Origin of the sequence: Actinoplanes sp. NPDC049598 (assembly GCF_040675435.1) — a bacterium.
Taxonomy (GTDB): Bacteria; Actinomycetota; Actinomycetes; order Mycobacteriales; family Micromonosporaceae; genus Actinoplanes.
This window is the reverse complement of record NZ_JBFAOX010000014.1, coordinates 77,330-91,319: the sequence shown is the minus strand read 5'-3', so window position 1 is coordinate 91,319 and position 13,990 is coordinate 77,330. Positions and strand designations below refer to the sequence as shown.

At 72.3% G+C, this 13,990-nt stretch carries 14 protein-coding genes; 10 read left to right on the top strand and 4 right to left on the bottom strand.

Annotation, left to right across the window (positions count from 1 at the left end):
• Positions 1-304: 304 nt before the first annotated feature.
• From fxsA to AB0J66_RS29470, 6 genes are all read left to right on the top strand, one after another.
• A complete protein-coding gene (gene fxsA, locus AB0J66_RS29495; RefSeq protein WP_364667301.1) occupies positions 305-478 on the top strand; it encodes an FxSxx-COOH cyclophane-containing RiPP peptide in 174 nt (57 codons plus the stop codon).
• Positions 478-2,784 carry an FxsB family cyclophane-forming radical SAM/SPASM peptide maturase gene (locus AB0J66_RS29490; protein WP_364667299.1) on the top strand — a complete coding sequence of 769 codons (2,307 nt, stop codon included), beginning with the start codon at positions 478-480 and terminating at the stop codon, positions 2,782-2,784. Before fxsA ends, AB0J66_RS29490 begins: the two co-directional genes overlap by 1 nt.
• Positions 2,784-3,569 carry an AAC(3) family N-acetyltransferase gene (locus tag AB0J66_RS29485; protein ID WP_364667719.1) on the top strand — a complete coding sequence of 262 codons (786 nt, stop codon included), beginning with the start codon at positions 2,784-2,786 and terminating at the stop codon, positions 3,567-3,569. Before AB0J66_RS29490 ends, AB0J66_RS29485 begins: the two co-directional genes overlap by 1 nt.
• A gap of 163 nt (positions 3,570-3,732) precedes the next feature.
• Positions 3,733-4,743: a hypothetical protein gene (locus AB0J66_RS29480; RefSeq protein ID WP_364667297.1), complete on the top strand. Its 1,011-nt coding sequence runs from the start codon at positions 3,733-3,735 to the stop codon at positions 4,741-4,743.
• A 14-nt stretch (positions 4,744-4,757) separates the two neighbouring features.
• Positions 4,758-8,648, top strand: coding sequence for an FxSxx-COOH system tetratricopeptide repeat protein (gene fxsT / locus AB0J66_RS29475; RefSeq protein ID WP_364667294.1), 3,891 nt, complete (start codon positions 4,758-4,760; stop codon positions 8,646-8,648).
• Between the two features lie 11 nt (positions 8,649-8,659).
• Positions 8,660-9,484, top strand: a complete 825-nt coding sequence (locus tag AB0J66_RS29470; RefSeq protein ID WP_364667291.1) for a hypothetical protein — start codon at positions 8,660-8,662, stop codon at positions 9,482-9,484.
• Here AB0J66_RS29470 and AB0J66_RS29465 read toward each other — a convergent pair.
• Positions 9,474-10,340 (bottom strand): alpha/beta hydrolase, encoded by an 867-nt coding sequence (locus AB0J66_RS29465; protein WP_364667289.1) that lies wholly within the window; start codon positions 10,338-10,340, stop codon positions 9,474-9,476. The genes AB0J66_RS29470 and AB0J66_RS29465 overlap by 11 nt on opposite strands.
• A 71-nt stretch (positions 10,341-10,411) precedes the next feature.
• On the opposite strand from AB0J66_RS29465, the gene AB0J66_RS29460 reads away from it, so the two are divergent.
• Genes AB0J66_RS29460 through AB0J66_RS29445 form a run of 4 tightly spaced genes read left to right on the top strand, consistent with a single transcriptional unit; the run spans position 10,412 to position 12,720 of the window.
• A complete protein-coding gene (locus tag AB0J66_RS29460; RefSeq protein WP_364667287.1) occupies positions 10,412-11,743 on the top strand; it encodes a DNA polymerase IV in 1,332 nt (443 codons plus the stop codon).
• A 10-nt stretch (positions 11,744-11,753) separates the two neighbouring features.
• Positions 11,754-11,894: a hypothetical protein gene (locus tag AB0J66_RS29455; protein WP_364667284.1), complete on the top strand. Its 141-nt coding sequence runs from the start codon at positions 11,754-11,756 to the stop codon at positions 11,892-11,894.
• 4 nt (positions 11,895-11,898) lie between these two features.
• Complete coding sequence (locus AB0J66_RS29450; RefSeq protein ID WP_364667282.1) at positions 11,899-12,027, top strand: hypothetical protein; 129 nt, start codon at positions 11,899-11,901, stop codon at positions 12,025-12,027.
• Between the two features lie 15 nt (positions 12,028-12,042).
• Entirely contained in the window at positions 12,043-12,720 is a 678-nt protein-coding gene (locus AB0J66_RS29445) for an enhanced serine sensitivity protein SseB (protein WP_364667279.1), read from the top strand.
• 3 nt (positions 12,721-12,723) lie between these two features.
• Here AB0J66_RS29445 and AB0J66_RS29440 read toward each other — a convergent pair whose 3' ends face one another.
• From AB0J66_RS29440 to AB0J66_RS29430, 3 genes are read right to left on the bottom strand one after another with little or no spacing between them, the layout of a single operon-like run.
• The gene (locus AB0J66_RS29440; protein ID WP_364667278.1) at positions 12,724-12,984 is read right to left on the bottom strand and encodes a hypothetical protein; all 261 of its coding nucleotides are present in this window, start codon (positions 12,982-12,984) and stop codon (positions 12,724-12,726) included.
• 15 nt (positions 12,985-12,999) lie between these two features.
• Entirely contained in the window at positions 13,000-13,284 is a 285-nt protein-coding gene (locus tag AB0J66_RS29435) for a hypothetical protein (protein WP_364667275.1), read from the bottom strand.
• A complete protein-coding gene (locus AB0J66_RS29430; protein WP_364667273.1) occupies positions 13,281-13,970 on the bottom strand; it encodes a CHAT domain-containing protein in 690 nt (229 codons plus the stop codon). Before AB0J66_RS29430 ends, AB0J66_RS29435 begins: the two co-directional genes overlap by 4 nt.
• Between the last annotated feature and the right edge of the window lie 20 nt (positions 13,971-13,990).

The window sequence follows — 13,990 nt, the reverse complement described above, 5'->3', positions numbered from 1 at the left end:
CGGCAACGGACTGTTTCGGGCCCGGCGATAATGGGCGTCCTGCGATCGGGAGATACACATGGTATGCGATGATGTGGGTTGGCCCACAACGCGGACCAAACGCCAAATCCTGCGCGGAGGCGCTCCCTTCGGCGGCGACACCGCAGAGGGCCGCACCTCGGCCTGACAATTCTGATCGAGCCAATTGCACCAGGACCGTTACCCACTCGTGTGACGGTCTTGACAGCGCCGTGCCCCAGCCACGCCAGGGTCGTTACGCCAGGCGGCAAGCTGCCCGCGACGCCATAAACATTTTGGAGACATCGTGAAAACCGTTCCGGCGACCGTGGAATCACTGGCCGAGCCACTGGTCACCATCAAGGCGGCGGCGCTGCGGGAGATCCCGGCCGAGCAGGCCGCCCGGGTCGTTCGCCGCATCGTCGACAATGAGTCGTTCCTGCGGCGGCTGGACGTCGCGGCATTCAATTCCGCACCCTGATGTCCCGCACCCGCGGCGCGGCTCCCCCCATCGGCCAGTACGTCCTGAAGCTGCACGGGCGTTGTGATCTCGCGTGCGACCACTGCTACGTCTACCAGTCGGTGGACCAGAGCTGGCGCACCAAGCCGCGGTCGATGTCCCTGCCCGTCCTGCGCAAGGCGGCGCACCGCGTCGCCGAGCACGCGGCGGCCCGGAGCCTGCCCCGGGTGAGGGTGATCCTGCACGGCGGGGAGCCTCTCCTGGTCGGCGTCGAGCGCATGCGGGAGGCTCTCGCCTGCCTGCGCTCGACGATCGAGCCGGTGGCCCGGCTCGACCTCGTCATGCAGACCAACGGCGTCCGGCTCGACGCCGCGATGTGCGATGTGCTCAAGGAGCAGGGCGTCAAGGTCGGCGTCTCGCTCGACGGCGATCGCGAGGACAACGACCGGCATCGCCGCTTCGCCCACGGGGCCGGCAGTTTCGATCAGGTGCGCGCGGCTCTCGCCCTGCTGCGCACCCCGGCCTACCGCGAGCTGTACGCGGGTCTGCTCTGCACGATCGACATCGCCAACGACCCGATCCGGGTCTACGAGGCCCTGCTCGCCGAGCGGCCGCCGCGGGTCGACTTCCTGCTGCCGCACGCCACGTGGGAGCATCCGCCCCCTCGCCCCGGGGACGACCCGACGCCGTACGCGACGTGGCTGTCGGCGGTGCACCGGCGCTGGCTGGCCGACGGGCGGCCGATGCGCGTGCGTATGTTCGAGGCGCTCGAGTCGACCGCTCGCGGCGGTCCCAGCGGCAGTGAGCAGCTCGGCGCCGACGCCGTCGACCTGGTGGTGATCGAGACCGACGGCCGCTACGAGCAGGTCGACACGATCAAGACCGCGTACGAGGGCGCCCCGGCCACCGGCCTGAGCGTCTTCACCCACCCGGTCGACGAGGTGGCGCTTCTCGAGGCGGTCGCCGGGCGCCAGTCGGCCGTCACCGGGCTCAGCCCGATCTGCCGCAGCTGCCCGGTGCTCTCGCAGTGCGGCGGCGGGTTGTACGCGCATCGTTACCGCCCGGGGGCGGGCTTCGGCAATCCGTCTGTCTACTGTGCTGACTTACGCGTCCTCATCGACCGGACGAACGAGGAGAGCCGGATGCACGCCGAGAACGCCAAGCCCGACGACATGAGCACCGTGCCCGCCGCCGTGATCGATCAGATCGCCACCGGTTTCGGCGACGACGAGGCCATCGGCTGGCTGGCCGACCGGGAGCTGTCGATCACGCGGGCGCTGCTGTTCGCCGTGGCCGATCAGCACGGCCCCAGCGCCGCCTGGGAGACGCTCGCCGCGGTCGAGGCGACGTCGCCCGACGCCGTCCGGGAGGTGCTCAGCCATCCCTACGTGCGCCCGTGGGTGGTGGAGCGGCTGCGCGGCAGCGAGGTGTCGTTCCTGGGTTCGCTGGCCGCCGCGGCCGCCGTGCGCGCCGGGCAGCCGGCCGACCTGGAGGTCGAGATCGCCGACGGCGTGGTGCACCTGCCGGCGGTCGGCACGGCCTACCTGCCGGCCGGGTCGTCGGGATCGGCCCGGGTCCGGGCCGACGGCGGGGTCCTGCGGCTGACCGGCCCGGGCGGGGTGGTGATCGTGGCCGATCCGGCCGATCCGGCCGCGACCGTCGCGACCGGCTCCTGGCAGCCGGCGCGCCGGATAGCGCTGGAGGACGGGTGGACAGTGCGCCTCGAGGACGGCGATCCCGTCCGTGCGTGCCACCGGTGGTCGCCCGCGGAACGCCTGCGGGACGCCGACGAGTCGCAGTGGCGGTCGGCCCTGGCCGAGGCGTGGCGGCTGATCCGGGCCGAGGCGCCCGGCTACGCCCCCGGGCTGCGCACCGGCCTGCGCACGGTGGTGCCGCTACGGGCCGACCCGGCCGGCGCGCAGCGGGCCTCGACGGCGCGGCACGCGTTCGGGTCGGTGGCGGCCGCCTTCGCCGAGCCCGCCGACCTCGCGGTGCTGCTGGTCCACGAGTTCCAGCACGGCAAGCTGGGGGCGCTGCTCGACCTCTGCGACCTGATCGATCTGGAGTCCGACCGGCGGATGACGGTCGGCTGGCGCCCCGACCCCCGCCCGATCGAGGGCGTGCTGCAGGGCGTCTACGCCCACGCCGCGGTGGCCGACCTGTACCGGGCGCGGCTGGGCCGGGCCGAGCCGGCCGAGAAGCTGTACGCGAAATATCACGGCTGGACGGTCGACGCGATCGCCGGCCTGCGGGCCACCGGCGCCCTGACCCCGCTCGGCGAGGACTTCGTGGAGCGGATGGACGCCACCATCCGGCAGTGGCCCTGATGATCGGCCGGGCCCGGCTGGTGGAGGAGCTCCGCGCCCTGGAGATCCCCGCGGCGGGCGTCGTCCTGGTGCACTGCGCCCTGCGCCGGGTCGGCCGCATCGAGGGTGGCGCGGCCACCCTGCTGGCGGCGCTGCGCACGGTGCTGGGCGGCCGGGGGACGCTGGTGACGCCGGCCCAGACGCCGGGCAACTCGTTGACCAGCCGCGTGTACCGGGCCGCGACGGCCGGGATGACCGACGACGACCGGGCCCGGCACGAGGCCGCGATGCCCGGCTTCGACCCCGCCACCACCCCCTCCGAGGGCATGGGGGCGCTGGCCGAGGCGGTCCGCCGGCATCGTGCGGCCCACCGCAGCCGCCATCCCCAGACGTCGTTCGCGGCCGTCGGCCCGGCGGCGGAGGAGGTCACCGGCGTGCACGACCTCGACTGTCACCTGGGCGAGCGGTCGCCGCTCGGAGCGCTTTACCGGCTCGGCGCCACCGTCATGATGATCGGCGTCGGAATGGACAAGTGCACGGCGCTGCATCTCGCCGAATATCGCCTTTCCGTGCCGCCCCCGTTGATGGCGTTCTCCTGTTTCGTGATCGACAACGGACGTCGCGCGCTGCGCCGATTCCAGGCGCCGCAACTCGACGACCGCGATTTCGCGGTGATCGGCCGAGATCTGCTCGAGCAGCCGTGGGTGCGGGCCGGCCGGCTGGGTTCCGCCCCCGTTCACCTGCTGCCGATGGTGCCGACGGTCGACCACGCGGCCACCTGGTTCGAGAAGAACCGCCAACCTTGATTCAGTTATCGACGCAGATCGAACCATCCGAACGGCTGACGATGACAGGGTGGAACCCTCCCATTACGCTAGGACTCATCGTGATGATGTTCTGACCGAGCGGAGCGGACGTGCGCGCTGAGAGGATCTTTCCCCTCCTCGGCGCGTCGATCGGAATTCGATCTTGAGCCGCCCGGATCTTTACTTCTCCCTTATTCATGATCGTGGCTCCTTTCCGGACGAATGGGTCGAGCGTTTCCACCGCCGGCTCGAAGAGGAAGTGCGCAGCCGCGCCACCCCGTCACCCGGCCTGCGCGCGGGCTCCCTCTACTTCTCGACCAGGCGTGAGGCCCAGGTGGCGCCGGTCGCCACCCGGCAGAACGCCCGCGTGCTGGTGCCGCTCTACACCCGCGAGTTCCTGCACTCCCCGCCGCCGGACTTCGCGCCGTTCCTCAACCGGCCCTCCGACTCGGCCGACCTGCCCTTCGTCCACCCGGTGATGTGGGACGTCTACGTGCCGCCGCGCGAAGTGTGCGGCATGGCGCAGGCCCTGTCGCTGGGTCACGGCGTCCGCGAGTACCAGGCGTGCGGCATGGCGACCATCTGCCGCCACAACGCGTACGCGGGTGAGCTGCGGCAGCTCGTCGAGCTGCTGGCCGACCGGATCGTGCGCGCCGCCGAGCACCCCGGCCGCCTTCCGGACTGGATGCTGCTCGAGGCGCCGCCGATCGCCGCCCCGGAGCCCGAGGCCCGTTTCCTGATCATCGTGGCCCGGCCGGCCGGCGCCGGCCGGGAGTGGACCCCGTTCGGGCCGGACCGCTCGTCGGCGATCGAACGCGCCGTGCAGGCGGCGCACCAGCTCCGGCTGCTGCCCGAGATCGTGGACGCGCTGAACGGGCCGCCGGGCGGCGAGGACGTGCGCGACTTCGCCGGCATCCTGCTGCTCGACCCGGAGACGCTGCTCGACGCGACGACCCGTACGGCCGTGGAGGAGCTTCTCCGGGACCTGCCGCGGTGGACGACCGTGGTCGTGGTCAGCGGGCACGAGCCGCGGCTGCGGGAACCGGCGGCCCGGGCGGTCCGGCTCACCGGCGGCGCGGCCCGAGAGGCCCGGAGCGCGCCCGACTTCTCCCGGGCCGCCGACGAGGCGATCCGCCGCGCCCGGCGCTACTTCCTACGAGGACATCCCAGCTGAGGGGAGGGCCGGCCATGGACAGCGACCAGTACGGCCAGGTCGTCACGTTCTACTCCTACAAGGGCGGCACCGGCCGCACGATGGCCCTGGCCAACGTGGCCTGGATCCTGGCCGCCAACGGCAAGCGGGTCCTGGCCGTCGACTGGGACCTGGAGTCGCCCGGGCTGCACCGCTTCTTCACCCCGTTCATCGACCCCGGCGTGCTGGCCGGCACCCGCGGCATCATCGACATGATCCGCGAGTACGAGTGGTCGACCACCCGCGGCGACAACACGACCGGCTGGATCGAGCGGTACGCCTGCGTCCAGCGCCACTCGTTCTCGCTCGACTGGGACTTCCCGGCCGGCGGCACCCTCGACTTCCTCTCGGCCGGGCAGCAGAACCACGAGTACGCGGGCGCGCTGGGCGAGATGGACTGGGACGACTTCTACCAGAACCAGAACGGCGGCCGGTTCTTCGACGCCATGCGCGACGACATGCGCGACCACTACGACTACACGCTGATCGACAGCCGGACCGGGCACAGCGACATCGCCGGCATCTGCACCAGCCACCTGCCCGACGTGCTGGTCGACTGCTTCACCTTCAGCGAGCAGGGCATGGACGGGGCCGCCCAGATGGCCCGGCACCTGCTCAGCCGGCGCGACATCCGGGTGCTGCCGGTGCCGATGCGGGTCGACCCGGCCGAGAAGCGCAAGGCCGACATCGGGCGTACGGTCGCCATGCGCCAGTTCGCCGACCTGCCGGGCGGGATGGACGAGCGGGGCCGGCAGGCCTACTGGCTCGGGGTGCAGGTGCCCTATCAGGCCTACTACGCCTACGAGGAGACGCTGGCGACCTTCGGCGACGTGCCCGGGGCGAGCGGGACCCTGCTCAACGCGTACGAGAACCTGGTCGGGCACATCACCAACCAGGAGATCATGTCGCTGCCGCCCATGTCGCGGGGCGTCCGGGCCCAGATCAACGCCCGGTTCGAGCGCAAGCCGTTCGCCGAGGCCGACGTCATGCTGCTGACCGGGGCCAGCGCCGAGCAGGTGTGGACCGAGTGGATCGAGCACGTGCTGGTGGCCAGCGGGTTCCGGGTTCTGCGGGTGCCCGACCCGGACAAGCCGCCGCCCAACGGGGTGCAGCGCCTGCGGATCATCTCGCGCCGCGAGGGCGCCGTGCCGGTCGACGACCCCGACCTGTGCGCCGTCTACACCGCCGACATCGCGCCGTGGCGGCGGATCGCGCCGGCCAACTCGGCCTTCGTCGCCGGGCTGTCCGCCACCGCCGCCGTCGAGCGTGTCCTCGACCTGGTCGGCCGCCCGGTCGGCGACACGGACGCGGTGCTGGCCGGAGCGCCCCGTTACCCGGGCGAGGAACCCCAGCTGGTGGCGAACCTGCCCGCCCGCAACGCCCGCTTCACCGGCCGCGAGGCGGTGCTGCGGGAGCTGCGGGAGCAGCTGCGGTCGGGGTCGGCCGTGGTCCTGTTCGGCACCCAGGCCGTCGCGCTGCAGGGCATGGGCGGGGTCGGCAAGACCCAGCTGGCCCTGGAGTACGCGTACCGCTACCGCACGGCGTACGACGCGGTGGCCTGGCTGCGGGCCGACAGCGAGGAGAGCCTGGAGAGCTCGCTGCACGACCTCGGCGAGCAGCTGGACCTGCGCTCCGAGCAGTACGGCGCCGACTACGCCCGGGCCGTGGTGCAGGAGATCGGCCGGGACAAGCGGCGCTGGCTGCTGATCTTCGACAACGCCGACGAGCCCGAGGTGATCCGCAGCTACCTGCCGCACGGCCCGGGCCATGTCCTGATCACCTCGCGCAACCTGTCCTGGGGCGAGCAGACCCAGCCGATCCAGGTCGACGTCTTCACCCGTGAGGAGAGCATCGACCACCTCGTGCAGCGGGTCGGCTCGCTGAGCCGCGAGGACGCCGCGCTCGTGGCCGAGCAGCTCGCCGACCTGCCCATCGTGGTCGCCGCCGCGGCCGCCTGGCTCGCCGAGACCCTCACGCCGGTCGCCGACTATCTCGACCTGATCCGCGAGGAGGGCCCGAGCGCCGCCCTGACCGCGACCACCGACCGGTCGATCGCCCGCACCTGGGACCTGTCGCTCAACCAGCTCCGCGACCGCGACCCCGCGGCGTACCGGCTGTTCCAGCTCTGCAGCGTGATGGCCCCGGAGATCCCCCTCGACCTGATCTACAGCGACCAGATGGCCGAGTACCTCAAGCCGCTCAACCCGGCCCTGTCCGAGCGGATGGCCCGCGGCTCGCTCGTCCAGCAGATCAACCGGCTGGCCCTGCTGCGTCTCGACCAGCGCCCGCCCACCGCGGGCGAGACCGACCGCCGGGGCCAGATCATCATCCACCGCGTCGTGCAGAACGTCGTGCGCGACCGGATGAGCGAGGCCGAGCTGGCCGAGGCGCGCCGGCAGGTGCACCAGGTGCTGTCCCGGGCCCGCCCCGACGGCGAGGTCGACGATCAGCGCAACTGGCCCAAGTTCCGGCTGATCTGGCCCCACCTCGACGCCTCGGACGCCGCCCTGAGCACCGAGGAACCGGTGCGCCAGCTGATCGTCGACCGGATCCGGCTCTACTTCCAGCAGGGTGACTCGGCCGCCGGCATCGAGCGGGCCGAGCGCACCAGCCGCCTCTGGGCCGAGCAGCTGGCCGGCATCACCGATCCGGCCACGGCCGAGGTGTTCCGCCGGCAGCTGCTCTACCTGCGCTTCAACTACGCCAACATGCTGCGCGACCTGGGTGAGTTCCAGCAGTCGTACCGGGTCGACGAGGAGGTCCTGGCCGCACAGGAGGAGCTGCTGCCGGCCAACCACCCGCACGTCCTGATGACCCGCGGCGGGCTCGCGGCCGACCTGCGCGGCCTGGGCCGCTATCCCGAGGCCCTGCGCCTCGACCTCGAGACCTACACCTCCTGGCAGGAGCACTACGGCGAGGAGAACGCCCGTACGCTCGCCGCCCGCAACAACCTCGCCGTCTCCTACCGCCTGATGGGCGACTTCCGGCGGGCCGCCGAACACGACGAGCAGACCCTCATCCGCCGCCGGGAGGTGCTGGGCGAGGTCGCCTTCCTGACCCTCGCCTCGGCCGCCTGCCTCGCCCGGGACCTGCGCGACGCCGGCGAGTTCGCCCGGTCGGCGGCGCTGCTCGAGCAGACGGTCAGCGACGTGCTGGAGACGCGTGGCCCCGACTCCCGGATCACCCTCACGACGCAGGCCAACTACGCGGTCTCGCTGCGCAGCCTCGGGCGCATCGATGAATCCGTACCGCTGCACCAGGCCACCTTCGCCAAGCTGGAGCGGCTCTTCGGGGCCGAGTACCCCGAGACGGTCAGCTGCCGGCTCAGCCTGGCCCTGAGCCTGCTCACCTCGGGCGACCCGGAGCGGGCGATCCTCGAGATGCTCGAGATCCGCGCCTTCTACGAGCAGCGGCTCGGCTCCCAGCATCCGTACACGCTGGTCTGCGCCAACGACCTCGCCATCGCCGAACGCACGGCCGGCCGCAATGAGGCGGCCCGGGAGTGGATCCGGCCCGCCGTGGCCAGCCTCACCTCGGTGCTCGGGCCGCGGCACCCGTACACGCTGTCGGCCCAGATGAACATGGCCATCTGCGAGACCGAACCGGACGACCGCGGCGGCGGCCCGGCCCTGGCCGGGGCCCGGGCCCGGCTGCTGGCCGTGGTCGAGGCCGGCCCCGAGGTCTTCGGCGCCGAACACCCCAGCACGCTGCGGGCCGAGGCCAACCTCGCCCTGATGGACCTGATGATCGGCGACCGCGGGGCCGAGGACCGGATCGTGGCCCTGCGCGAGCGGATGATCGCCCGGGTCGGCGATCACCATCCGATCGTCGAGGGCCTGGACCGCCGGCGCTTCCTGTACCGGATCATCGACCCGCACCAGTTCTAAGAGGAGCCGAGGTGACCGAGCCCAAAGACACCGTTCCCTCGCTCATCGCGTCCGCCTGGCGGGGATCGCCGCCGGTGCTGCGGCGCTTCGCCGGCTGGATGTGGGGCCTGGGCCTCCCGGCCGCCGCGGTGTCGATCGCCGGTGATCTCGCGGGCTGGTGGGAGGGCCTCCAGTTCGTGCCCAACATCGTCTCCGAGGTCATCTCGGCCATGGTGGCGCTGCCGGTCGCGCTCGTCATCATCGGCCAGCTGGCCGAGTACCAGCTCAAGGAGCTGGAGAAGGCCCGCCTGCGATCCCGGTTCGCCGGCCTGCGGGAGCAGCTCGTCACGGCCGCCCGGACCACCCGGGAACGGATCGAGGAGGTCACCCAGGACGTCGAGGCCACCACCGACGAGTTCCTGCGCGCCGCCAAGATCGAGGACGGGCTGCTGGCCGACCCGGCCGCGGCCAACGAGGCGGTGCGGACGCTGCACACCCAGATGGACGGCCGGCAGTGGCTGATGTACCAGCGCATCGTGACCCCGCTGCGGATCCTCGGCACCCATCTGCAGACGCTGCTCATCGAGCGGGACCGCGCGGGCGACCTGTCGGCCGAGACCACCCGCTACGCCGAGCTGTGGCTGGATCTGGAATCGGCCCTGGCCGCGCTTCAGCAGCTGATGGCGGCCGGGAGCGACCTGTTCGGCTCGCAGGTCCTGTCGGTGCGCAACGTCGCCCGCGCCGACCGGTTGCGCGACATGGCGGTCGACCACCTCCGGGCGATCGACCGGCTCAAGGAGCTGTGCCGCGAGCTCGAGCACCACATCGGCGGCGAGACCGCGATCGTCACGCCGTGAGCCAGGCCAGGATCCGGGGGAGCACCTCGACCGCGCCGAAGTGGGCCGCGCCGTACTGCACGTGCACCTCGGCCCCGGGGATCCGGTCGGCCAGCCACCGGCTGTGGCTGGCCGGTGAGAAGGTGTCGTCGGCGCCGTGCCACAGGCGCACCGGCGGCACGATGCGATCGAGGGTGAAGCCCCAGTCGCCGCGGAAGGCGAGCACGTCGTCGATCCAGCCGTACGGCCCCACCCGCAGCGCCTCGGCGTAGCTGGCGCTGAGCATCCGGCGGTACATGACGCTCTGCATGAAGCGCAGATCCGGCTCGGCGGCCTGGGTGCGCAGCTCCTCGATGAGGCTCTCGGGGTCGGCCGCGGTGCGCACGGCGAGCGCGAGCATCTCGCGCATGAACCGGGCGTCGCCGCGCTCGGCGGTGGCATGGTTACGGGCGTTCTCCTGGGACATGCCCTCGTACCAGTCGAGCCCTGCGGCGTTGGCCGGGGCGAGCCCGACCAGCACGGCGGCCCGGACGACCCGGCGCGGGAGCAGGGCGGCGCAGGCCAGCGCGTGCGGGCCGCCGCCGGACCGCCCGACCACGCTGAACCGTTCGATGCCGAGCTCATCGGCCACGGCCTCGACGTCGCGGGCGGCGTCGGCCACGCGCCGGCCCGGCATGCGGGTCGAGCCGGCGTACCCGGGCCGGTTGTAGCAGATCAGCCGGACGCCCTGGCGGTACAGGACGCTGCTGCGGGGTTTCGGGCCGGCCGAGGAGCCGGGCGTGCCGTGGAGCAGGAAGACCGGCGTTCCGTGATGAGCCCCCGTCACCTCCGTCGTGAGCACTCTGCCGTCCAGGCGGATCTCGAAAGATGCACTCAACGTGATGCCTCCCGCATCGATGGTAATCGGTGCGCTGCCGGCGGGGCGGGAGACAATGGAGGGGTGAGGTCGTGGTGAGGCGGGAGGCGAGCATCGCGCACGTCGACCTGGATGCGATGTTCGCGGCGGTGGAGCAGCGCGACAAGGTGTCCCTGCGTGGCCGGCCGGTCATCGTGGGCGGGGTGGCCGGGCGCGGGGTGGTGGCGACCGCGTCGTACGAGGCCCGGCGGTTCGGGGCCCGGTCCGCGATGCCGACCGCGGAGGCCCGGCGGCGCTGCCCGTCCGGCACGGCCTTCCTGGCGCCGCGCTTCGCCGCGTACCGCAAGACCAGCGAGGTGGTGATGGCCCTGCTCGGCGAGTTGTCGCCGCTGGTCGAGCAGGTGTCGATCGACGAGGCGTACATCGACCTGGCCGCCGCCGGCCGGCACGACCTGTCCGTGCGCGGAGTCACCGAGCTGGCCACCGGGGTCAAGGCGGCGATCGCCGAGGCCACCGGCGGGGTCACCGCCTCGATCGGCGTGGGCAGCTCGAAGCTCATCGCCAAGATCGGTTCCGATCTGCACAAGCCGGACGGGCTCACCGTGGCCGCCCCGGGTGACGAGCAGGCGCTGCTGGGCCCGCTGCCGGTGACCCGGCTGCCCGGCGTCGGCCCGGCCACCGCCGACCGGCTGCGCCGCTCCCACCTGCACACCATCGGCGATCTGGCCCGGGTGAAACTCGCCGACCTGGTCGACTGGTTCGGCCAGGCCCACGGCACCGGCCTCTACCGGCTGGCCCGGGCCGACGACGACCGGCCCGTCGTCGGCGAGCGCGAGGCGAAATCGGTGTCGGCCGAGGAGACCTTCGAGGTCGACCTGACCGACCGGGCCCGCCTCAACACCGAGCTCGAGCTGCTCGCGGCCCGGGTCGGCGGCCGGCTCCGCGCGGGTGGCCTGTCGGCCCGCACGGTCACGATCAAGGTGCGCCACTACGACTTCACCACCATCACCCGCTCGATCACCCGCGCCCAGCCGACCGACGACCCCCGGCTCGTCGCGCAGCTCGCCCGCCGCCTGCTGGCCGAGGTCGACACCACCTCCGGCATCCGGCTGCTGGGGGTCGGCGCCACCACGCTGGCCGACTTCGTCCAGGACGACCTGTTCGGGTCCGGCGAGGCCTTGGAGATCACCGATTCCGTCCGTACGCCCCCGGTCGCGCGGCCGATCGCGACGCCCCTCGAGTGGCGGCCCGGCCAGGACGTCCGCCACGACACCCACGGCCCCGGCTGGGTCTGGGGCAGCGGCAAGGGCCGGGTGACGGTCCGCTTCGAAGGCCCCACGACACCACCCGGGCCCGTACGGACCTTCGCCGTCGACGACCCGGCCCTGCACCCGGCCGACCCGCCGGAGTGGGCCCGGCCATAGCCTTGATCTCATGCAGGTGCGCAGCGGTGTCCTCGATGTCAGTGTGGAGACGGCCGGTCCCGAGGACGGATGGCCGGTGGTCCTGCTCCACGGCTTCCCGTACGACCCGCACTGCTACGACGCCGTGGCGGCCGGTCCGGCCGCGCTTTAAGCAGTTGTACGGCGGTGGGCGCGACTTCTCCGACTACTACATCGAGCGCCGCAGCTCGGCCGAGCGCATCGCCGTCAACGAGCACCTGTCCGCGCTGGTCGCCCGGCTGCGATCATTGCTGTTCGGCGACTGAAGGGTCCACATCACCATGCCGTTCCCGGCGAACCCCCTCGAGACGGCCCTGGCCGGGGCCCGAGCGGGCGACACCTCTTCCGAGCAGCTGCTGGCCGCCCTGGCCGATCAACCATTGTGGGTGCCCCTGCCCGGCGGCGCCGACCCGGCCGGGCCCACCCGGCTGCCGGTGATGGCGCTGGACGGCCGGCCCTTCGTCGCGGTCTACACCTCGGCCGAGCAGTACGCCCGGGGCGCCGGCGCCCAGCCCCACATGGAGATCACCGGCCGCAAGCTGGCCGAGCTCATGGCGGCCGAGCTCGGTCTCGCCGTCAACCCCGGGGCCGAGCTGGGCCTGCCGGTGAACCCGGAGGGCGTCCAGGTCATCCGCGGTGGCCGCCGGCAGGTTCCGGCCGGCGCCCGGCTGCGGCTGGGCGAGCCCGACCCGGAGCCCACCGAGCTGCTGACCGCCCTCGCCGCGGCCTTCACCACCGTCCCGGCCGTAATCGAGGCCCGCCGCGCCCTGGCCCAGATCGGCGACCAGCCCCCGGCCCTGCTCATCGGCGTCCGCCCCGACCCGACCGTGCCGTCGTGGCGCCAGGACATCCTCGACGCCACCCAGCCCTACCCGGTCGACACCACTTTCCTCGACGAGGACGACTCCGTCTCACGCTGGATGCTGACCAGGACGGAGCCGTTCTACACCCGGCGTTAGCGCTCAGAAGAGGCGGAAGACCATCACGCCGATCAGGCTGCACATGACCAGGAGAGTCAGCAGGACCGCGGCGAAGCCGATCATGCCGACGGCGAACTTGATTTTGCCGGGAGGTGGGTCGCCCACCTCCGGATACCGCTTCGGGCCCTGCTCCAGGTTGCTCCAGGCGACGTTCTCGCGCCGCCAGCTGTCCATCATCTCCTTGTTCCGTTGATCTCGCTGTCGCCGGTTCTCGTTCTCGAGCCTTCCCCAGTGGTCGGTCATGGTCGCTCCTGGCGGTCAGCGCAGGCGGCCGCGGATCCAGCGGCTGGTCAGCGAGAGGGTCAGGACGACCAGGGCCAGGAAGATGCCGGCGCGCCAGGCGTCGGCGCTGGTGTTGTGGCCGGTGTAGGAGAGCATGCCGTAGAGGAAGAAGACGGCGTCGAGGGCCAGGATGACCAGCAGCGGCTTGGCGCTGGGCGGGGCCGCGCCGTTGGTGATCCTGATGTGGCCCTTCTGGGTGGCGTAGACGTTCTGGCCCGAGTTGTACTGGTTGTTGGTGCCCTGCGGCCCGTAGTTGGTCATCGCGGCCCTTCCGTCAGGTGAGGGCTGGCGCCCGGTCGCGCCAGCAGTTCGGGGATGTGCCGTCCGGCCAGGCCGTGCACGGCCAGCGCGGCCACCGCCTGGTCGAAGGCCTGCGGCACCGGGCAGCGGAAGCCCAGCGCCAGGTAGAACGCGGCGGCGAAGACGGTGGCGGCCTCGTCGCTGATCGGCGCGGTCATGCCGATGACGTAGTCGACGTGCTGCCCGATGGCCCGGACGGCGCCGGCCGACCAGCAGGCGTTGAGCAGCACGACCCGGATCCGGTGGTTGGCGACCCGGAACAGCTCGCCGAGGGCGTCCGCGCTCACCCGCTGCTCCCGGCCGCCGCCGGCGGCGAGCACGATCTGCCCGTCGCGGTCGCCGTGCCCGCTGAAGTGCACGATCTGGGGGCGGTGCTGATTGAGGTACTGCAGAAGATCCATGGGCCGTACGGCCCAGCAGGTCACCAGCTCGTACGCGTCGCGCTCGTCGCCTAGGCGCAGCCGCTCACCGATCAGCCGGGCCTCCTCGTCGATGGCCAGCCGGGAAGACCGGGCCGGGTTGGCGGCGAGCATGAGGACCCGGACCCGCTCCCCGGCCGCGGTGGGCTGAGACGCGTTGACGGTGATGTCGCCGTGCCGGGTCGCGTAGACGTTGCCGCCGTACGCGGTATTGAACTGATCCCTCATGACTGTTCCTGACGGACAGC

Excerpts from the sequence above, each read along its gene's own strand:
- AB0J66_RS29490 (WP_364667299.1), top strand. The coding sequence starts at position 478 with ATGTCCCGCACCCGCGGCGCGGCTCCCCCCATCGGCCAGTACGTCCTG.
- AB0J66_RS29485 (WP_364667719.1), top strand. The coding sequence starts at position 2,784 with ATGATCGGCCGGGCCCGGCTGGTGGAGGAGCTCCGCGCCCTGGAGATC.
- fxsT (WP_364667294.1), top strand. The coding sequence starts at position 4,758 with ATGGACAGCGACCAGTACGGCCAGGTCGTCACGTTCTACTCCTACAAG.
- AB0J66_RS29455 (WP_364667284.1), top strand. The coding sequence starts at position 11,754 with ATGCAGGTGCGCAGCGGTGTCCTCGATGTCAGTGTGGAGACGGCCGGT.
- AB0J66_RS29445 (WP_364667279.1), top strand. The coding sequence starts at position 12,043 with ATGCCGTTCCCGGCGAACCCCCTCGAGACGGCCCTGGCCGGGGCCCGA.
- AB0J66_RS29440 (WP_364667278.1), bottom strand. The coding sequence starts at position 12,984 with ATGACCGACCACTGGGGAAGGCTCGAGAACGAGAACCGGCGACAGCGA.
- AB0J66_RS29435 (WP_364667275.1), bottom strand. The coding sequence starts at position 13,284 with ATGACCAACTACGGGCCGCAGGGCACCAACAACCAGTACAACTCGGGC.
- AB0J66_RS29430 (WP_364667273.1), bottom strand. The coding sequence starts at position 13,970 with ATGAGGGATCAGTTCAATACCGCGTACGGCGGCAACGTCTACGCGACC.